Origin of the sequence: Blautia sp. MCC283, from assembly GCF_018785565.1 — a bacterium.
Lineage (GTDB): Bacteria > Bacillota > Clostridia > Lachnospirales > Lachnospiraceae > Blautia_A.
In genome coordinates, this window is the sequence record NZ_WQQB01000068.1 from 1 (window position 1) to 19,754 (window position 19,754).

Annotated in this window: 16 protein-coding genes and 1 tRNA gene; 16 read left to right on the top strand and 1 reads right to left on the bottom strand. The window is 41.3% G+C overall.

Translation table 11 applies throughout. The features are described 5' to 3' along the window. The first annotated feature begins 132 nt into the window (after positions 1 to 132). From GPK81_RS15780 to GPK81_RS15830, 11 genes are all read left to right on the top strand, one after another. Positions 133 to 203: transfer RNA gene (locus GPK81_RS15780), tRNA-Trp, on the top strand. A gap of 230 nt (positions 204 to 433) precedes the next feature. Then, a complete protein-coding gene (locus GPK81_RS15785; RefSeq protein ID WP_215707326.1) occupies positions 434 to 1,564 on the top strand; it encodes a hypothetical protein in 1,131 nt (376 codons plus the stop codon). Positions 1,565 to 1,703: 139 nt separating this feature from the next. After that, positions 1,704 to 2,795, top strand: a complete 1,092-nt coding sequence (locus GPK81_RS15790; protein WP_215707327.1) for a zinc ribbon domain-containing protein — start codon at positions 1,704 to 1,706, stop codon at positions 2,793 to 2,795. Positions 2,796 to 3,079: 284 nt separating this feature from the next. Next, complete coding sequence (locus GPK81_RS15795; protein WP_215707328.1) at positions 3,080 to 3,259, top strand: hypothetical protein; 180 nt, start codon at positions 3,080 to 3,082, stop codon at positions 3,257 to 3,259. Continuing rightward, positions 3,256 to 5,577 (top strand): sigma-70 family RNA polymerase sigma factor, encoded by a 2,322-nt coding sequence (locus GPK81_RS15800; protein ID WP_215707329.1) that lies wholly within the window; start codon positions 3,256 to 3,258, stop codon positions 5,575 to 5,577. Before GPK81_RS15795 ends, GPK81_RS15800 begins: the two co-directional genes overlap by 4 nt. Positions 5,578 to 5,806: 229 nt before the next feature. Then, a complete protein-coding gene (locus GPK81_RS15805) occupies positions 5,807 to 5,950 on the top strand; it encodes a hypothetical protein (protein ID WP_021976375.1) in 144 nt (47 codons plus the stop codon). Between the two features lie 229 nt (positions 5,951 to 6,179). Further along, positions 6,180 to 8,663 carry a sigma-70 family RNA polymerase sigma factor gene (locus GPK81_RS15810; protein ID WP_215707330.1) on the top strand — a complete coding sequence of 828 codons (2,484 nt, stop codon included), beginning with the start codon at positions 6,180 to 6,182 and terminating at the stop codon, positions 8,661 to 8,663. Between the two features lie 169 nt (positions 8,664 to 8,832). Next, complete coding sequence (locus tag GPK81_RS15815) at positions 8,833 to 9,312, top strand: zinc-ribbon domain-containing protein (protein WP_215707331.1); 480 nt, start codon at positions 8,833 to 8,835, stop codon at positions 9,310 to 9,312. 129 nt (positions 9,313 to 9,441) lie between these two features. Next, entirely contained in the window at positions 9,442 to 10,350 is a 909-nt protein-coding gene (locus tag GPK81_RS15820; RefSeq protein ID WP_215707332.1) for a hypothetical protein, read from the top strand. 132 nt (positions 10,351 to 10,482) lie between these two features. Further along, on the top strand, positions 10,483 to 10,980 hold the full coding sequence (locus tag GPK81_RS15825; RefSeq protein ID WP_118062520.1) for a LemA family protein: 498 nt from the start codon (positions 10,483 to 10,485) through the stop codon (positions 10,978 to 10,980). Between the two features lie 72 nt (positions 10,981 to 11,052). Further along, a complete protein-coding gene (locus GPK81_RS15830; RefSeq protein ID WP_215707333.1) occupies positions 11,053 to 12,399 on the top strand; it encodes a zinc ribbon domain-containing protein in 1,347 nt (448 codons plus the stop codon). Between the two features lie 58 nt (positions 12,400 to 12,457). Here GPK81_RS15830 and GPK81_RS15835 read toward each other — a convergent pair whose 3' ends face one another. Continuing rightward, complete coding sequence (locus tag GPK81_RS15835; RefSeq protein WP_021975997.1) at positions 12,458 to 13,051, bottom strand: 50S ribosomal protein L25; 594 nt, start codon at positions 13,049 to 13,051, stop codon at positions 12,458 to 12,460. Positions 13,052 to 13,680: 629 nt separating this feature from the next. On the opposite strand from GPK81_RS15835, the gene GPK81_RS15840 reads away from it, so the two are divergent. From GPK81_RS15840 to GPK81_RS15860, 5 genes are all read left to right on the top strand, one after another. Next, positions 13,681 to 14,826, top strand: a complete 1,146-nt coding sequence (locus GPK81_RS15840; protein ID WP_021975998.1) for an ABC transporter ATP-binding protein — start codon at positions 13,681 to 13,683, stop codon at positions 14,824 to 14,826. Between the two features lie 2 nt (positions 14,827 to 14,828). Continuing rightward, the gene (locus tag GPK81_RS15845) at positions 14,829 to 15,692 is read left to right on the top strand and encodes a carbohydrate ABC transporter permease (RefSeq protein ID WP_215707334.1); all 864 of its coding nucleotides are present in this window, start codon (positions 14,829 to 14,831) and stop codon (positions 15,690 to 15,692) included. Continuing rightward, positions 15,692 to 16,609, top strand: a complete 918-nt coding sequence (locus GPK81_RS15850) for a carbohydrate ABC transporter permease (RefSeq protein ID WP_215707335.1) — start codon at positions 15,692 to 15,694, stop codon at positions 16,607 to 16,609. The genes GPK81_RS15845 and GPK81_RS15850 overlap by 1 nt, the downstream gene beginning before the upstream one ends. Before the next feature lie 134 nt (positions 16,610 to 16,743). Then, positions 16,744 to 18,105 (top strand): ABC transporter substrate-binding protein, encoded by a 1,362-nt coding sequence (locus GPK81_RS15855; RefSeq protein ID WP_118062578.1) that lies wholly within the window; start codon positions 16,744 to 16,746, stop codon positions 18,103 to 18,105. A 212-nt stretch (positions 18,106 to 18,317) separates the two neighbouring features. After that, positions 18,318 to 19,691, top strand: coding sequence for a sugar transferase (locus tag GPK81_RS15860; protein WP_021976002.1), 1,374 nt, complete (start codon positions 18,318 to 18,320; stop codon positions 19,689 to 19,691). Positions 19,692 to 19,754: the final 63 nt, after the last annotated feature.

Here is a 19,754-nt window from a genome sequence, read left to right on the forward strand (position 1 = left end):
TGAGGGCTTGACCAAGAAACGCAGGTTAAGAATTGATTCAAGAAGTTTGATTAACCATCAACAAGCATGTATGTAGTTTTGAGAGTACAATGTAAAAGAATTTGTGGCCAACAGCCACTTTTTCTTGTATATAGGGGATTGGTCAAATGGTATGATAGGGGTCTCCAAAACCTTTGGTGGGAGTTCGATTCTCTCATCCCCTGCTATTAATGAGTCGGTAGAACTTTAAAATTAAAGTTTTCCGGCTCTTTTTTCATTATGTTAAAAAATAAAAATTTTTTAAAAATATTAAAACCAAATTCCTTTTTACATCGTCTATAATGTAGAAAGGGGGTAAAAGTAACTATAAGAAGGCACCGAAATAAGTATCGACAGTGAGTAAACAAAAATATGATGAAAAAATTATATCAATAAAACAAAGGAGAGAAAAATTATGTTAAGAGAAAAAGTTACAAAACTGACAAAACTTCTGTTTGCAGGAGCAACAATGGCACTGTGTGTAGCAACTGTCAATCCGGCAGTGCAGGTTCAGGCGGGAATGCTGGAAGAGAGTGAACCGAATAACAGACCTGGAACTGCAAATAGAATTTCTTTAAATACCTGGGTAACGGGAGAAATGACATATTCTGATGAAGACTGGTTTCAGTTTACAATTCCAGCAGGAAGAGGTTATACATGGTTTCAGATAAAACCAACGATGAATAATGTTTATGATGATTCAAACTGGTCTATTACCTTAAAAGATTCGGATAATCATACATTATTAGATGGTGTGTCTGGTCATTCATTCAATACATTAAAATATGGATGGAAACCAGGAAAGTATTATGTACAGATACGACATAGTTATACTAGCGAAAAAGATGATTACATGTTTATAACTCGCTATACAAAATCCAGTGACTGGGAGGCAGAGAACTATTGGGGAAATAAAAAATATGGCGATCCCAATTATATATATGTAAATAAACAATACACAGGAAATATATATTGCAACAATGATACTGACTACTATCGCGTGAAATTAAACGGAACAAATAAAGTTTCATTGAAATTTGATATAGATGACAGTGTTTCTCATCCGGGAAGCTGGAGAATAGCGTTTGCTGAGTGTAAAAGCAGAAAACCATTAGGTGAGTATACGGTTAATTCAAATGATACAGTGACAATTCCCAAATGTACGGGAGATCTGATGATAGAAATTAAAAATGATGGTTATAATTCTGCAACAGGTCAGATCTACCACATTAAGGCATCCGTAAAAACAAACACAATTGTAAAACCAATCGCAACAACAATCTCCTCAATCAAAGCCGGCAAGCGCCAGGCAACAGTTTACTGGAGAAAAGCCAACAATGCAACCGGTTACTATGTATACCGAAGCACAAATTCAAAGAGTGGATACAAAAAAATCGCAACAGTAACAGGAAAGACATATTATACAGACAAGAAATCTTTGACCAGCAAAAAAACATACTATTATAAAGTAGTTTCTATCCGTAAATCCGGTTCCAAGGTTTTGACAGCGAAATCTTCAGCTTGCAAGAGTGTAAAGATTAAATAAAATCGGATAGTGCTGTATAATGCCGGAACTTTTGTAACTGGGTTCCGGCATTATTAGTCAAGCGGATATTTGCAACTCTCGCAGGGGACTTCTTTAATTCGGTTAAACATTAAAATTATCAGAGAAGGAGATTATGAAAATGAATGAAATTAATAATATTTCTTCTGAAAAGAAGAAACTATCTGTTACAGTGAAAAATATAATACGAACACTGACATTTTGTTGCGTAATATTATTTTTTTGTCCGATGTTTATGGTTTCCTGTTCAGATTCAGACTGGGGTGTAGATACAGATCTGATAAAGGTATCAGCAGTAACAGCAATAAAAGGTATCTCAAGTTATGGTGAGACACTTGTATCTCCACAGCCTGTTATTGCATTATGTCTGTTGCTGCCTGTAGCTGTATTAGTGTTTCTTTTTATAAAGAAGTTTACAGATAAACAGACGTCAGCAGCTGTTTGTGGAATGACAGTGCTGGATCTTATTATATGGATCATTTTCAGAACATCTGCAAAGAAGTTTGCGGAGGATGCTCAGTGTCAGTTTAAAACAACAGGATGGTATGTCATCAATATAATAGCATTGCTTTTGATTCTTATATTTACAGTGTTAATACTGATAAATCGTTTACAGATGCAGACAGATTTAATGGATGTTTTTTCAAAAAAGGATATACATAATGCTATGGGGCAAATGTCAGATACAGTAGGGCATTTTTCCAATACAATGTCACAAATGGCGGGAAACGTAGCAGGTAATATTCGAAAAAGAACAATGAAAGAGGATATAATAGGTTATTGTGCAAAGTGCGGAAAACCGATTACATATGGACATAAATTCTGCATTTCATGCGGAACGCCTGTTCCGGAAAGTATGATTGCGGAAGCGGAAGCAGCGAGAAAAGCGGCAGAAGAAGCAAGAAGAGCAGAAGAAGCAAAGCGCGAGGCGGAAGCAGCAAGAAAAGCAGAAGAAACAAAGCGCAAAGAGGAAGCAAGAAGGGAAGAAGCGAAACGTATAGCGGAAGAACAGAGAAAATCCGCGGAATCGGTAGCAAAAACAGAAGAAATTGCAGAAAAGCAGACGAAAATGCAGGAAAAAACAGATGATACACCAGAATCTGCAGAACAGTACATGGAAACAGAGGATAAGGTTGTAAAATGCCCTCAGTGTGGTGCAGAAATAGAAGCAAATGCGAAATTCTGTAAATTTTGCGGGTTCAAACAGTGGTAATTTCGGGTAAGGCAGAAATTATCATAGTGTGCGAAGAAAAATAGAATACAGATGAATGATAGCCCTGTGTATATGTTCAAAACATATCCAGGGCTATTGTGGATTTTTCAACCGAATCAAGTAAGTCCCCTGCCTCTATTGCGGAAAGCAATAAGCTGTGAGTGGGGACTTGATCGTGAATATTCGCCTGATTTTTAAGGCGTTAAAGTTACTGATTTTCCATAAAAATATAAAACCGGCAGTAACTCTGAATCGTCTATAAAGTAGAAAGGGGAGAAAAAGATATGACAGAACATGACATTGGAAAAATGATTACCTGTACGATTGACAGTATGCCGGTTCCCTGGGAAAAACTGTGGACTGTGTTTCGAAAAATCCTTCAGTTGACACAGCGGGAAAATGAGAATAACATCATACCAAAAGAAGAAAACAGTGAAGTGGAAACAACGGGGGAAGAAGAATGAGATGCAGTAAATGTGGAAGTGAAATACCAGATCATGCAAATTTTTGCAGGAACTGTGGAAGTCCTACCAGAAACAATATGACATGGCTGGTTCAGCGGGCGAGGGCAAATGATCAGCAAGCGCTTGCGGAAATATATGAGATCAGCAGTCCGGCAGTGTATAAAGCCATAAGAGTACTTATTAAAGATGAAGATACTGTTTATGATATTTTGCAGGATACCTATGTAAAAGCATTCACCAGACTTGATCAGCTGCAGGATGCAGAGAAACTGATCCCGTGGCTGAAAATGATCGCGAATAATCGGGCAAAAGACTGGCTGAAAAAATCAAAACCCGTATTTTTTACAGATATTTCCGGTACAGAAGAAGAGGACAATGTGTCTTTCGAGGAATCAATAGAAGATGTCCGTTCTGATATGAATCCGGAAATGTCTATGGATGAAAAAGAAGTTCGTCGTCTGGTAATGGAAATCCTGGATCAGCTTCCGGAAGATCAGCGAATCGTGATCGGTATGTTTTACTATGAAGAGATGCCGGTAAAGGATATTGCGGCGGCACTGGAAGTCAGTGAAAATACGGTTAAAAGCAGATTGTCTTATGGTCGTAAAAAAATAAAAGAACAGGTCCTGGATCTGGAAAAGCATGGAACCAAACTTTACAATGTCGCGCCGTTTGTATTCTTCCTGTATCTGCTTCGCAGAGTGGATTCTGTGTCCGCAGAGCCGCTTGATCCAGATGCGTTGCAGGGAATCCTGAATTCCTGTTCTGGAGGAATATCCGGGAAACAACTTACATGGGGAAAACCCGATTCAGACAGTAATTTACAAAATGGCCAAAATGTTCAGGGAGGAACCGGTGCAGAAGGCAGTGCGGGTAACTCCTGGAATCGCACAGATGCATACGGAGATAATGGAAACAGCTGGAGTGATACAGGTATTTCAGAAAACAGAAGGAATCCGCAGAGCAGTACAGATGGATATGGAGATAAAAGAAATAACTGGGGTAATACAGGTGCATCAGGAAATGAGAGAAAAAGATGGAATGGAGCCAACACAGCCGGCAATGACAGAAAAGCAGCCGGGGCTGCTGCAAAGGCTGGGACTGCTAAAACTGCAGGTGGTGCGGCAGCCAAATTTGCGGGAATTAAAATTGCGGCACTGATTCTGGCAGGATCTCTGGGTGCCGGAGGTATTACATATGGTATTGTGAGAAATGCGGATACCTTGCCGTTTGTCCATGAGCAGAAAGTTAAAGATACTTCTGATTCTGCAAAAGGAAAAACGTCTTCCGGTTCAGAGAAGAAATCGGGTACAAAAACGACAACAGGAACTGAAAAAACGACTGACACAAAGAACTCAGCAGATTCAAATACTGCATCCAACGCAGATAAAACTTCAAATACAAAGAAGTCTGCGGATTCAAACGGAACACAGCAGAATGCCCAGAATCCACAGACAGAATCCGCAGTCACACCAGAACCAACGGCCATACCGGAACCAACGGCCACACCAGTGCCGGCAGAAAATCCAAGTAATTATCAGGATATGCCGGAATATGCCAAATATGCATCTTTTATCCAGAATCTCTGTGCAAATACAAATACAGCTGGAACTACAGAGATAGCATTGTACGATATTGATGGGGATGGAATCCGGGAACTGATATTTTCTCATGGAACCTGTGAGGCAGACTGGATCAATGATGTTTACACTTTGGAAAATGATACAAATGTAATTTCTATTGGAAGTATCGGAAGCCATGTAGGACTTTATACGGCACCGGACGGAAATGGAATTTATTCTCAGTTTGGACATATGGGATACGAGAAAATAGATCGTTTTACCAAAAACGGAAATGCACTTAATGAGGAAAACATTGCGACCACAGATGTTGGCTCAGGAGAATACACAACCTTTGACAGAGAAATCAAATTAATTCCTGTTTCGGAACTTGGTGGCAGTCAGCAGGATCAGAGTGGAGATTCGCAGGAAACCGAGGGACTGGATCTGATTGCAGGAACGTGGTATAGCCAGGGCGGAGTGCCGTATCATTATAAAAAAATAATTTCAGGAAATGCAATAGAGGAATATGGACCTGAAGCAACAGAACCTTCAGACGAAGAAACGATCAGTGAGGTTATAAAGACAGATTATGGATATTTCTTCAGACTGGAGAATAATGGTCACGGATTTAATCCTGCTTATCGTTTGGAATTGAGCAATCCGGAAACGTTGATAGCTGTCGATACTGCAGATCCGTATAGTATGGACGGATACAGTGGCACAGACAGCCTTGTCAGGAATAAAGATTTTAACTAAATCAAGTAAGCCCCTGAGGGGATGCAAAAAGCAACAGGCAGCAGTTAAATTCAAAATCAAAAGGCACATATAGGGAAGATTCTCCCCTGATATGTGCTTTTTTCAAAAAATTTCTTTTTTCTTAAAACCAGCACATCATGCGGATCGTCTATAAAGTGAAGGAGGTAAAAAGATAAAATCCGGGAAGATACTTAAAAACCATAACTATAACAGAAAAAGGAGCATTTTTATGAATAAGAAATGGAAAAGAACAACAGTACTTGGCGGGTTAGCAGTGATTGTGATGGTCATTTTGAGGAGAAGAAAAAAACAATTGAAATTGAGCGAAAACAATATTAAAATTGTACGTGAAAAGAAGAAAAAACGACAATAAAACAGAAAAATGAGGCATATTCGACAATATAAACGACATAATTGTAGAAACCCCAATTATGAAAAAAGTAAATTCGTAAGATATTTATAATATCATATAAGACTTGCTTCATTTAACCAAATCAAGTAAGTCCCCTGCGGGGTTGTGAGAAGCAACAAGCAGTGGGTGGGGACTTGTTAAACAGAATTTTTCATATAAAAATGAACGGAAGAACAACGGGAGGAGAAATATGAGGTGCGTGAAATGTGGACAGGAACTTCCCGATGATGCAAATTTTTGCAGAAGATGTGGAAGTCCTACCATAAGAAATATGTCTTACCTGGTTCAGAAGGCGAGGGAGAATGACCAGGAAGCGCTTACAGAAATATATAAGATCAGCAGTCCGGCAGTTTATAAAACGATACGGGTTTTAATCAAAGATGAAGATACAGTTTATGATATCCTGCAGGATACATATGTAAAGGCATTTACCAGGTTGAATCAGCTTCAGAATCCGGATAAACTGATTCCCTGGCTGAAAATGATTGCCAACAATCTTGCAAAAGATTGGCTGAAGAAATCAAAACCGGTGTTTTTTACAGATATATACGGTGGAGAAGAGCTAGAAGATATCCCTTTTGAGGAGTCCATAGAGGATGTCAGGTCAGAGCTGAATCCTGAGATGGCTATGGATCAGCAGGAAGCGAAGCGTCTTGTAATGGAGATTCTGGACCATCTGCCAGAAGATCAGCGAGTGGTTATCGGTATGTTTTACTACGAAGAGATGTCTGTAAAAGATATTGCGCAAACTCTCGGAGTCAGTGAAAATACTGTAAAAAGCCGGCTGTCCTATGGACGAAAAAAAATAAAAGAGCAGGTCATGGATCTGGAAAAACGTGGAACGAAGCTTTACAGTGTTGCACCGTTTGTATTCTTCCTGTATCTGCTTGGAAAAGCCGACAAAGTATCTGCAGAACCAATGGTGCAGAAAGCTCTGCCGGATATTATGCAATCTTATTTCCGGGAGGCATCCGGGCGTACTGCATTCCAGGCAGGGGTTGCAGGAAATAGTTGGGGAAATAATAGCAGAAATCCAAATAACAGGTTATCAGGAGGTGCTGAAAGTTCAGGACAGACCGGACGTAGTTCAACAGGTCCAACGGGATATGATGGATCAACAGGGAGACCACCGGGGATAGGAAGTCCTGGTCCGGGTGCTGCAGGGTCAAATACAAACGGATGGGCATCCAATGCGGCACATACAGCGGCCTCGACATCGTCAAAGGCAACAGGGACCATAGCAGGAACTGCTGCGAAACATGCAGGGGTGAAAATTGCGGCAGTGATCCTGGCTGGTTCTCTGGGGGCAGGCGGTATCACCTATGGAGTTGTAAGAAATATAGATAAACTGCCATTTGTTCATCAACAGGAAGAGGAAACGCAGGAAAAAGAAACAGCAGAGACTCAGAAAGAAAAAACGACGGAAGCTGAAGAAACTCCAAAAGTAACCCAGGCAGTACCCAGGACAGTGAAAGCCACCGGTAAGAAGGAAGAGAAGTCCTCTGAAAAAAAGGAGAAAAAGCTTTCAGAGGAAGAACTTTACCGGACATTTTATGATGGATATGTAGAAGATGAGAATCTTCAGGTGATCCAGGATGGTTATGTGGCGGATTATGATTTCAATACAGGTTATGCAAATGATCTGCTGTTAAGCGCTGCGATGGAAGATTTCGGAGGAAATGGAAATAAAGAACTGCTTCTGATCCGGACCAGGGCGAAGGAAAAAGATGAGAACAGCAGTAATTATACAGATGTAAAACGACCGTTATATATGGAACTTTATGGGATTGATGATCAAAAAGTAACCTTGAGGAAGGAACTGGAGATCCCGGATACAGATCTGAATACCTATGAAGATAGCATTGAAGAGAAACTTGAACTGCGAAAAAAAGAAGGTTCCTATTATTTATACAGATCCGGACGATGGTCACCGGCTCATGGGGCAAGTGATTATCTGGACACTTTTATAAAAATGTCAGAGACCGACATGGTACAGGAGTGTAACCTCAGATGGTGTTTTGGAGCTACTTATGGAACATGCCAGATTAATGGACGGGATTTTTATACCGGTAATAAAGATTCGGATATGCAGCAGATTGAGAATCAGCTTGAAGTTTATGGGATGAATGGCGGGCAGGAATTAACAGGCCCATATTTGCTGGATTTTAACAGAGGAGCAGATCTGGATGCACAGACATACAGCCAGCGAGACAATGTAATATTACAGAACTGTTTCGCCGTACAGCCTGCAGTCATCTCACCGACATTTACCCCGATACCAACCATTGAGATACCGCAGGAAGAGACTGGGGGTACGGAGTATTATTCAACAAATCTGAGTCGTGAAACAGGAGGCCCAGATGGCAATAGTGGTTATTATGTACCAGGAACAACACAGGTAGAATATAATGCGGACAATGATACGCTTACATTTTATGCGTCATTTGTGAAGTCAAATGAAATCCCAATAGATTTTACGCAGGAGAATTTTGTTGAGTACGGGCAGAAAACGTTTCAATTAACAGCGGATACAAAGTATTATGGAAATGAGCAGGATGATTATTTCCCATGGACAAAAGAATCTGCGATACAAACGTGTGTATCTGTAGGTTACCTTGGAGTAGTTCTTAAAGTAACAGACGGAAAAGTTGAAACAATAACTTTTTATTCATAAAAAACAAAAATTTTTTTCATCTCCCTAAAACCTTCCCCTTCCCTGAATCGTCTAATAATCAGAAAGGGGGGAAAACAGGCGGGGAATTGCAGCATACAGGGAAAGCTGCCAGAAGAGGATATGATAAAAAAATCATATACATTAAAAAAGAGAAAAGGAGAGAGAAACTATGGTATGTAAACATTGTGGAACTCAGAATCCGGACAGTTCTACATTCTGCCAGGGATGTGGAGCGAAACTTGGAGGCTCCGGTACAGCCGGAAGCAATGGCGCCGGAGGAAATAATTCTTACGGCGGAAACACAGCAGGCTTTAATGGAAGCACCGGAGGTTATGCAGGAAATAACGGAGGATTCCAGGGAGGCAATTACAATCAGAACAGTAATTTCAACAGATCACAGTTACCGAACACCGCTTCTATCCCGGAAGAATATCAGCCAATTTCCATGTGGGGATATTTTGGATATGAACTTCTGTTTTCTATCCCGCTGGTAGGATTTATCCTTCTTCTGGTATTTTCGTTTGGCGGAACAAAGAATAAGAACCTGAAGAATTTTGCCCGTTCTTATTTCTGCTTTATGATTGTGATCATTGTTCTTTCCATTATTTTCCTGGGAAGTACGATAGGCACTGCATTGAGTTATATGTAATTAATATGAAATAATATAAAATCTGGTGTAATGTCGGTGGTTAACTGGAGGTGGGCGAATTCTCCTGCCTGCAAACCCCCGACATGTGCCAGATAAGATTTCCGTAGACAGAATAAAGGACACATACATATGAACGGTGAATTAAAAGATTTTGTCCTGAGAAAACAGGATGAACATACAAAAAACCTGGCATTATTTAAAACATTTGAAAGAATACGGTATTTTGGAAAAAACGTATTCATCATAGGTGGCATAGACGATCCGGATGACAGTGACTTAAGCGGACCAATTGAAAAGGTCATACATGTGGCTATCCTGCTGGCCTGTCTGTTACTGATCGGTGGAAAGTATTGGATCATAAAGGCACTTATCGTATATGCATTGATTCATTATATTCTGCAGAAACTGGGAAAATATTTCATTGATACTTATAAAGAAAAGCTGGATGAAATTGCAAAAGAATGTCAGGAAAGACTGAACAGTTTCTGTCAGGAACAATATCAGAAATATGAAATTGTATGGGGCAATGAATATGGTGAAATTTTATTTGATGGTCTGATGATAAAAAACGGATGTTTTGAAGCAGACCTGGGAGTGGAATGTGGCCCAATTGATATTTATTGCTTAAGTGATACAGTTGCCGGTGAGCGATATAAAGCAGAAAAAGCACAGAAATATCCAAATGGAAATAATGTGTACATTGATATGAAAAGGAATATTGCATCAACAGAGTTTAATAAAAAAATGGGTGTTCTTACATTACCGGAAAAAGAACATGAATGCATGAAATTTTTATCGACATCCTGTCAGCTTGCTATCGTGCAGGCAGCAGGAAATAATATAGTGAGAGAAATCCATATCTGGCAGGGAAAACTTCATATAACGATGATGCAGGCTTTTGGGCGTGCGGATGCAAATATTGCAGTATATGCAGAAAATGCGATCGTAAATGCATTTGGAGCAGTTGAGTATTCCTGCAGCCAGATACAGCATCAGGAAGAACTGGTACGCTCCTGTTATCAAAGCTTAACTGAATAAACTGCGGAGCAGTTATTTGGCCATGCAGTGAATGCATATGATTTTATCTGCCTGATACAGGAAGTAAATACATGAATACAAAGCGGAATAAGAATAATATCTGCTTTATAAATAAAAGAAAAGGGAGGATCTATGATGTATTTTTTAATTATTGTCGCTGCGATCGCAGTATACGTTATCATGACAAGAAACAAATTTAATGAGCTTCAGCAGATGATCAAAAACGGAGTATCTGATATTGGAGTACAGAGTGAAGCATTGGACAGAACTCTGGATAAACTGATCGATATTGCCAGAAACGGTTATCAGAAAGAAATCGAAGGTATTGCACAGCTGACAGCAAAAGACAAACTTGACAGACTGTTATTCCTCGGACAGAAATATCCGGATCTGAAAAGTATTGGAGAATATTCCGCGATTGCCAGAAAGTCGGAAATGCTGGATAAGAACCTCACCGCAGCCCGTCAGCTGGTAAACGGAAATATCCGTGAATATAATACAGCGATCAATAACTTCCCTGGAACCATTGTTGCATCTATGTTTGGTTTCAAAGAAGAAGCGTTCATTGATGCGGAAAATTACGAAAAGAATAAATCACTTGAAAGAAGAAACCTGGATCTTACAAAATAATTTTGACCGAATCAATCAGTCAGACAGCGAATATGGATGCGTTTATATGTCTGACTGGCACAGGAGAGAAATATGAATTGCAAAAAGTGTGGTGCAGAAAATGTTGATGGCGCAAAATTTTGCTGCAAATGTGGAAGTCCGTTAGACACCCCTGAAAAGAACACAAAGATAAATTTTTCAGATATAAATGTAGAAAAAATATTATCCAATGATAAGATACCGAAACAGGTAAAGGACATTATAAATAAAATCATGCAGCTTCCCAGAAAGGTTCTGATCGGAGCAGTAGCAGGAATTGTTGTTCTGATCGTACTGATCGGAGCTGTTCGCAGTCACGGCAGGACAATAGATCTGAATAAATATCTGACCATTAATACCAGCGGTTATAATGGATATGGATCAGTCACGGCAGAGGTTGACTGGGATTCTTTTGAGGAAAAGTATGACTCTAAAATTTCATACAAAAAGAAAAACCTCCTGAATAAGCTGGAAAGGTTCTTATGGGATGACCGTTCTCCAATGAATTTTCTGGAAGGAAACGTAAGTGTAAGTATCGAGAATGATGGAACTTATTTTTCCAACGGAGATAAGGTGGCATATACATGGAATGTCAGTGATGATCTTCAGGGAGCTCTGAATTATAAGCTCAAATATAAAGATGGTACCATAAAGGTTTCCGGACTTGAAGATGCGAAAAAAGTTGATGTTTTTGACGATGTATCTGTGGATTTTGAAGGACAGGAACCGGAAGGCACGGCTACCATGACTTATCAGGGAAATGAACTGGATGATTCTTATTTTCAGTATGAGCCTTCAGAGGGCCTAAGTAATGGAGATAAAGTTACCGTAACACTGAGCGAGGAAGGAGTTGCAAGCCTGACCCGGGATTATGGTGAAGTGCCGGAGGAGACAGCGAAAGAATATACAGTTTCCGGTCTTGTATGTCCACTTAAGAGCCTGAATCAGATTGACGATGATTCCATGAAAACTTTAAAGAAGCAGGCAGAAGATGTTTACGCTTCTTATATGGGACAAAACTGGGATGAGACATCTACTCTGGAATCTCTTACATATCTTGGAGATTATCTGCTGACAGACAAAAATGACAGTGATGGAAATATTTTGTATCTGGTATATAAGGCAGAGATAAGAAGCCAGTATTCTGACGAAGAAGATGGTGATACAGATACTACTGATGATATTTACTGGTACATCAGCTACAGCAATGTGATGCTAAGTGACGAGGGCTTACAGCTGGATCTTGTGGATTACAGAACGCCAGGCGAAACTACGGAAGTAGAAGGCAAGGGATATAACTGGAGTTATTATGGATATGATTCTCTGGATTCCCTCTATAAAGATGTAGTCACATCAAATATGGATGTATATAATCATGAAGATAACGTAGAAGACAAATAACAGACAAAAATCAGGGGATTGCTTAAATGCAATCCCCTGAAATCGTATATATTGAAAATTATTTCGCTTCTGTCTCAGCGCCTTCAGCATCCTCGTCTTCTTCAGGAGCAGCTTCGTACTCACCGATGTGAACAACAACCGCATCCTCAGGTGTGATGAAATGAACCTGTTTGCCTTCCGGAATCGGGAGATCTTTTACATGGATGTCACGGACATCAGCAGGATAGCCATTGAAGTCGATGACGATGGTATCCAGCAGGTTGGCTGGATCTGCTTTATAGTGGATTTCCTCCATCTCCTGTTCAACAATACCCTGAACCAGTTCTGTATGCTCCAGTTTGACAGCTACGGTTGTGGATACTTTTTCACCGGCAACCAGTGCCTGGAAGTCCAGAGCCATCAGCTGCTTCTCAATTGGATTATAATCGATATTCTTTACCAGGGCATCTACTTTTTCGCCTTCGATGTCCAGATAAATCTGAGTTCCTTCTTTATTTGCTTTAATGAATTTCGCAGCCTCGGCAGCGTCAAACTGAAGTGCTACCGGCTCTTTCATTTCTTTTCCACTAAGAATTCCTGTGACGTAACCCTCACGTCTTAATTTTTTAGCCTTTACATTTGGGTTTCTCTTCTCTGCTTTCAATGTGATCATGTCAAATTCCTCCTCCTGATGCATGGATTCCGGTAATGTTGCTGTTCGCGCTGTTCGCAGTAACACGAATTCTGCATTTCTTTTTTGACTGTGATTATTATAGCATTTCTCGACCGAAGTGGCTAACAAAAAGTTAGAAAATTTAAGAGAAATATTTTGTATTGTTTGACTTATACACGAAACTTCAATAGTAAAATTAGACAAAAACATAGCTGAGATTTGAGATTTTACAGAAAAAATTAAAACAACATGAAAAATTGCACAAATCAAGCGGCGATGAAAGCCCCCAAATTGCCATTTATTTTGTATAGAAATGAGTGATGAATACAAAATCTGATTTATTTTCTGACTCAGGAATGGAAAAATGAGGCGAGAGTCCATGTTTCGGACATGATTGGCGAGAATTGTTCTAATTAATGCAATAGACCAGTACAGATCAGGAACAGGATTCTGAAGAATACGGTCGAAATTTTACCCAGGAGAAAGAATTTAACGGAATTGCATATAATTCCCGAAATAATTTAACACACAATTCACAAACCCTTAGCGCAGCTACGATATCTGAACATCCGGAAAACTTCTATACTAAGAACCATGCGAGCGAGGAGAGAAGAGAAAGGAGATAAGTGATGTCAGAAATTGCACTTAGAAATGTATGTAAGCAATTTGATTCGGAACATTACGGTATAAAGGATTTTAATCTTGATATACATGACAAGGAATTTGTAATCTTCGTAGGTCCGTCCGGATGCGGAAAATCCACAACTTTGCGGATTATTGCAGGCCTGGAGGAAATCACAGACGGTGAACTGTGGATCGACGGAGAACTTTCCAATTATCTGGAACCAAAGGAAAGAGGAATGTCCATGGTGTTCCAGAACTATGCCTTATATCCAAACATGACTGTTTATGGAAATATGGCATACGCCCTGAAGATCCGCAAAATGCCAAAAGATGAGATTGATAAAAAAGTCCATGAGGTGGCAAAGATCCTGGAGATCGAGCAGCTTCTTGACCGGAAACCGGCAGCTCTTTCCGGTGGTCAGAAACAGAGAGTTGCCATCGGAAGTGCCATTATCCGGAAGCCGAAAGCTTTCCTGATGGATGAACCTCTTTCCAACCTGGATGCGAAACTCCGTGCACAGATGCGTGTGGAGCTCGTGAAATTACATAAACAGCTGGATACCACCATTATTTACGTAACACACGACCAGACAGAGGCCATGACTCTTGGGACTAAGATCGTGGTCATGAAAGATGGTCTGATCCAGCAGGTGGGTGCACCACAGAGTATTTATGACAATCCGGTAAATCTTTTTGTAGCAGGCTTCCTTGGTTCCCCATCCATGAACTTTTTCCAGTGTACCGTAAAAGCAGAAGAAAACAACCGCACAGCCCTTCTTCTGGATGACGCAAAAACTGTGAAAAAAGTTTATCTGGATGGCACCAGAGGAAAACAGATCGCAGACAGATATAACGGCAGACACGTGATCCTGGGAATCCGTCCGGAAGATATCTACGAAATTGAAGAGGCGAAAAAACTCGGAATTGAAAATGACAGCGTAGATGTGGACGAACCTGTAGTAAACCGGGAAATGCTTGGAGCGGAAGTGATCCTCTATTTTGATGAGCAGGGCAAAACCCTGGCAGTTCGCCTGAATCCGGAGAACCAGACCAAGGTCGGCGAAAAAGTTTCCTTATATTTTGACATGGATAAAGCCCATGTGTTTGATCCGGAAACCGAAGAGAATCTTTTTTACAGGGAGGAAAAATAATCATGGGAAACAACAGCAAAAGTAAGATCACACCGTACTTATACCTGGTACCCTGTATGCTGATCTTCGGAATTTTCCTGTTTTATCCGTTTGTAAAAACAATCTATTTAAGTCTTTACAAAACAAACAAAATGGGACAGGCAAAACTGTACGTTGGCCTGGACAACTATAAGGAACTGCTTCAGTCCGAATCCTTTATCAACAGTCTGAAAGTGACACTGATCTTTGTTCTGATCGTGGTGATCGGCGGCATGCTTCTTGGCCTGATCGCTGCAGTACTCTGTAACAAAGCATTTCCGGGAATCCGGGTGTTCAGTACTTCCTATGCGCTTCCAATGGCCATCGCATCCAGCTCTGCGGCAATGATCTTCCAGATCATGCTTCATCCGGCAGTTGGTATTGTAAACAAGCTTCTGGGACTTGATATCAACTGGCTGAACGATCCGAAGACCGCACTGATCTGTGTGGCAATTCTTACAGCCTGGCTGAACAGCGGAATCAATTTCCTGTATTTTTCCGCAGGTCTTGGAAACATTGACGAGACCATTTATGAGAGAGCTTCTGTAGATGGAGCCAGCAGTGTGCAGCAGTTTTTCAGCCTGACACTTCCAGGGCTTTCTCCGATCATGTTTTATACACTGGTAGTAAATATTATTCAGGCCTTCCAGTCTTTTGGACAGATCAAGATCCTCACAGAAGGCGGACCTAATGAATCCACCAATGTTATTGTCTATTCCATTTACAGGGACGCATTTTTCAACTACCGGTTCGGAAGTGCGGCAGCCCAGTCTGTAATCCTGTTTATAATCATTATGATCATCACACTGATCATGTTCCGTATTGAAAAGAAGGGAGTAAATTACTGATGAGTCAGATGGAAAATGTGGCAGTTCCCGCTGTGGGAAATCTGTCAAAAGAAGAACTTCTGAAGCTGAAAGAAGCCATGAATGCAAAAGCACTCACAAAGAGAAGAGCAAGAACCGCCCTTCGTGTGGCTGCCAATGTGGTGTTCGCGATTCTGATCCTGCTTCCTTTGCTTTATGCGATCAGTATTGCGATGATGCCTTCCAATGAACTGTTTACAACAGAGTTGAATCTCTTTCCCAAAAATCCGACCTTTTCCAACTTTATCAATGCATTCCGTACCGTTCCGCTTCTCCGTTTCATTTTGAATTCCTTTATCATGGCGGGATGCATTACCATCGGACAGATCATTACCTGTTCTCTTGCTGCTTTTGCGTTTTCTTTCCTGGAATTCAAAGGAAAAGGTATTCTCTTCATGGTTGTGATGGCGACCATGATGGTTCCAGGAGAGGCAACGATCATTTCCAACTATCTGACCGTATCAAGCTGGGGAATGCTGGATACTTACCAGGTGCTGATCGTGCCTTATCTTACATCTGCAATGGGAATTTTCCTGTTCCGTCAGTTTTACATGACTTTCCCGATCTCACTGTATGAATCGGCAAAACTTGACGGCTGCAGCAATCTGAAGTTTATCGTAAAGATTCTGCTTCCGCTGACAAAATCCGCCATCGGAGCCATGGCAGTGTACACCTTCATCAATGCATGGAACATGTACATGTGGCCACTTCTTGTGACAGGTTCCAACAATATGCGAACCGTTCAGATCGGTATCAGTATGCTGGACAGCGTAGATTCCCAGTCCATCACCCTGATGATCGCAGGTGTTGTCATGATCATCATCCCGTCCATTTCCATCTTTATCATTGGACAGAAACAGCTGATCCGTGGAATGTTCTCCGGAGCAGTCAAAGGCTGATACCGGAGAGAACAATAAACCCGGAGCACTTTTTCCACAGGGGAAAAGATATTGCAGTGCTGCAAGGCCTGCAGTTCATCTTATATAGAAAGAAGAAAGAAAAAGAGAAAATTTTTCAAGAGGAGAAAAAAGTTATGAAGAAAAAAATCATCGCAGCATTTCTTACCGCAGCAATGACGATCGGGTCACTTTCCGGAGTGACTGTATTCGCCGCAGATGCCGGCACAGATGAAAACGTGGAGATGGCAGATGCTTCCGATGTAGACGGAACAACCATTACTTTCTGGCATTCCATGGGTGGTGTCAATGGCGAGGCGATTGATACACTGGTAAAAAAATTCAACGATGAGAACAAATATGGAATTACGGTAGATGCTCAGTATCAGGGCGAGTATGATGATTCCCTGAACAAACTGAAAAGTGCACAGATCGGAAACATGGGTGCGGATCTTGTACAGGTATATGAGATCGGAACAAGATTTATGATCGATTCCGGATGGATCGTTCCCATGCAGCAGATGGTAGACGCAGACAATTATGATGTATCTGAGATTGAGCCGAACCTGGCTGCTTACTACACTATCGACAATGAGCTTTATTCCATGCCGTTCAACTCATCCACACCGATCATGTATTACAATAAGGATATGTTTGACAAAGCAGGTATCACAGAAGTTCCGGACAGCCTGGAAGGAATCGGCGAGATCGGACAGGATCTTCTGGACAAAGGCGGCGCAGGTGAAGTAATGTCTCTTGGAATCTACGGATGGTTCTTCGAGCAGTTCATCGGAAAACAGGGCCTTGAATATGCAAACAACGGAAACGGAAGAAAAGACGCAGCTACTGCTGTAGCATTCGATGAGAACGGTGCTGCAAAGAACATCCTTACCGCATGGAAAGACCTTAACGACAAAGGTTTCGCACCGATCGTTGGAAAAGGCGGCGATGCAGGACTTGCAGATTTCTCCGCAGGAAAAGCAGCTATCACACTTGGTTCCACAGCTTCCCTGAAACAGATCCTTCAGGATGTAAACGGAAAATTTGAGGTTGGTACCGCATATTTCCCGAAGATCAAATCCAGCGACGAGGGTGGTGTTTCCATCGGTGGTGCATCTCTCTGGGCATTGAACAACAACGATCCGAAAAAACTTCGTGCAACATGGGAATTTGTAAAATTCCTTATTTCTCCGGAATCTCAGGCTTACTGGAACGCACAGACCGGATACTTCCCTGTAACTGTAAAAGCTCAGGACGAACAGGTATTCAAGGACAATGTTGAGAAATATCCACAGTTCCAGACAGCGATTGACCAGCTTCATGATTCTTCCGCAGACTATGTAGGTGCTCTGTTAAGCGTATTCCCGGAGGCGAGAGCTACTGTGGAATCCGAGATCGAGAGCATGCTCAATGGAAAAGAAGATGTGGATACAGCTGTGAAGAACATGGCAGATTCCATCAACAAATCCATCGAAGAGTATAATCTGGTGAATGAATAATCGCAAAAAGCGCGGAAATTGAAAAAGAAAAATAAATATTAACAGTCAAAAATCCCTGGAAAAATTCCGGGGATTTTTGCCATATTTACAGAGAAAAACGGTGCGAACGGAAAATATCAGAATAAAAATCAGAGGAATCTCTGGACGTAAGAGTATATATTGGCTATAATGGTATGGTTAATAACAACTCCTAAGGAAGGGAGAAAAAATCTGTGAACAGAAGTAAAAGAGAAGATTATAAAAGATTTGTGGTGTTTTGTCTGGCGAGTCTGATCATTATTGCGCAGACAGCAATCTTTGCTTATGTGTGGTATGATTTTTACAGCAGCCTGATCCTGAAACCATTCTGGAGAAAAGGTAACTGGGTGCTGATCCTGATCTATGCACTGATCTATCTGATGTTTGCCAAGCTTTACGGAGGATTGAAGGTAGGCTATCTGAAAAGGATCGACGTGTTTTATTCGCTGACTTTGGCAAGTATCTGTACCAATGTTGTAACGTATTTTCAGATCACTCTGATCAACCGCTGGTTCCTTGCAGCCGGTCCTATCATAGAAATGACGCTGGTCCAGATTGTAGTAACCATCCTCTGGATCTGGGGAAGCCGCTTTATTTATTCCAGACTGTACGGAGCCAGAAGACTTCTGGTTATCTACGGTGACCGTGATCCCGGAGATGTCATCCACAAGATGAACACCCGAAAGGATAAATACGATATCAGCGGCAAGGTACACATCCGCGAAGGAGAAGAGAAGATCCACGCCATGATGGAAGATTATGAAGGCGTGATCATCTGGGATCTTCCGTCCCAGATCCGAAACAAGTATCTGAAATACTGTTTCTCTCATTCCATCCGCTGTTACATGAGCCCGAAGATTTCTGATATCATTCTGTTGGGAACGGACCGGATCCACCTGTTTGATACCCCGCTTCTGATGTGCAGAAACCAGGGACTTTCCATGGAGCAGCGCGCAGCGAAGAGACTTCTGGATATTGTTGTTTCCGGCCTTGGAATTATTGTATCTTCCCCGATCATGCTGATCATTGCCATTGCGGTGAAAGCCTATGATGGCGGCCCGGTATTTTATCTTCAGGATCGTCTCACTTATAGGGGAAAAGAGTTCCGTATCCGGAAATTCCGAAGCATGTGTGTGGATTCCGAGAAGAACGGAGCACGTCTTGCATCCAAACATGACTCCCGTATCACACCGGTGGGACATGTTCTCCGTAACCTGCATCTGGATGAACTTCCGCAGCTGTTTAATGTATTTGCGGGAGATATGTCTCTGGTAGGCCCACGCCCGGAACGAGATGTGATCATGCAGGAATACGAGCAGGAGATCCCGGAATTCCATTACCGTCTTAAGGTAAAAGCAGGACTGACCGGTTATGCACAGGTCTATGGCAAATATAACACCACACCGTACGACAAGCTGAAACTGGACCTGTTCTATATTGAGAATTATTCATTCCTTCTGGACATCAAGCTTCTGTTTATGACTGTGAAGATCTTTTTCCAGAAAGAAGTATCCGAAGGTGTGGATGACGATCAGAAGAATGCCCTGAAAGATTCACAGGATAAATAGGAAATAATACGAAATCAAAAAGTGCGTGTCAGGCTGGTTCTGGCGCGCATTTTGTAAATAAAG

Excerpts from the sequence above, each read along its gene's own strand:
- GPK81_RS15825 (WP_118062520.1), top strand. The coding sequence starts at position 10,483 with ATGATGTATTTTTTAATTATTGTCGCTGCGATCGCAGTATACGTTATC.
- GPK81_RS15850 (WP_215707335.1), top strand. The coding sequence starts at position 15,692 with ATGAGTCAGATGGAAAATGTGGCAGTTCCCGCTGTGGGAAATCTGTCA.
- GPK81_RS15795 (WP_215707328.1), top strand. The coding sequence starts at position 3,080 with ATGACAGAACATGACATTGGAAAAATGATTACCTGTACGATTGACAGT.
- GPK81_RS15830 (WP_215707333.1), top strand. The coding sequence starts at position 11,053 with ATGAATTGCAAAAAGTGTGGTGCAGAAAATGTTGATGGCGCAAAATTT.
- GPK81_RS15800 (WP_215707329.1), top strand. The coding sequence starts at position 3,256 with ATGAGATGCAGTAAATGTGGAAGTGAAATACCAGATCATGCAAATTTT.
- GPK81_RS15820 (WP_215707332.1), top strand. The coding sequence starts at position 9,442 with ATGAACGGTGAATTAAAAGATTTTGTCCTGAGAAAACAGGATGAACAT.
- GPK81_RS15785 (WP_215707326.1), top strand. The coding sequence starts at position 434 with ATGTTAAGAGAAAAAGTTACAAAACTGACAAAACTTCTGTTTGCAGGA.
- GPK81_RS15810 (WP_215707330.1), top strand. The coding sequence starts at position 6,180 with ATGAGGTGCGTGAAATGTGGACAGGAACTTCCCGATGATGCAAATTTT.
- GPK81_RS15805 (WP_021976375.1), top strand. The coding sequence starts at position 5,807 with ATGAATAAGAAATGGAAAAGAACAACAGTACTTGGCGGGTTAGCAGTG.
- GPK81_RS15835 (WP_021975997.1), bottom strand. The coding sequence starts at position 13,051 with ATGATCACATTGAAAGCAGAGAAGAGAAACCCAAATGTAAAGGCTAAA.
- GPK81_RS15855 (WP_118062578.1), top strand. The coding sequence starts at position 16,744 with ATGAAGAAAAAAATCATCGCAGCATTTCTTACCGCAGCAATGACGATC.
- GPK81_RS15840 (WP_021975998.1), top strand. The coding sequence starts at position 13,681 with ATGTCAGAAATTGCACTTAGAAATGTATGTAAGCAATTTGATTCGGAA.
- GPK81_RS15790 (WP_215707327.1), top strand. The coding sequence starts at position 1,704 with ATGAATGAAATTAATAATATTTCTTCTGAAAAGAAGAAACTATCTGTT.
- GPK81_RS15845 (WP_215707334.1), top strand. The coding sequence starts at position 14,829 with ATGGGAAACAACAGCAAAAGTAAGATCACACCGTACTTATACCTGGTA.
- GPK81_RS15815 (WP_215707331.1), top strand. The coding sequence starts at position 8,833 with ATGGTATGTAAACATTGTGGAACTCAGAATCCGGACAGTTCTACATTC.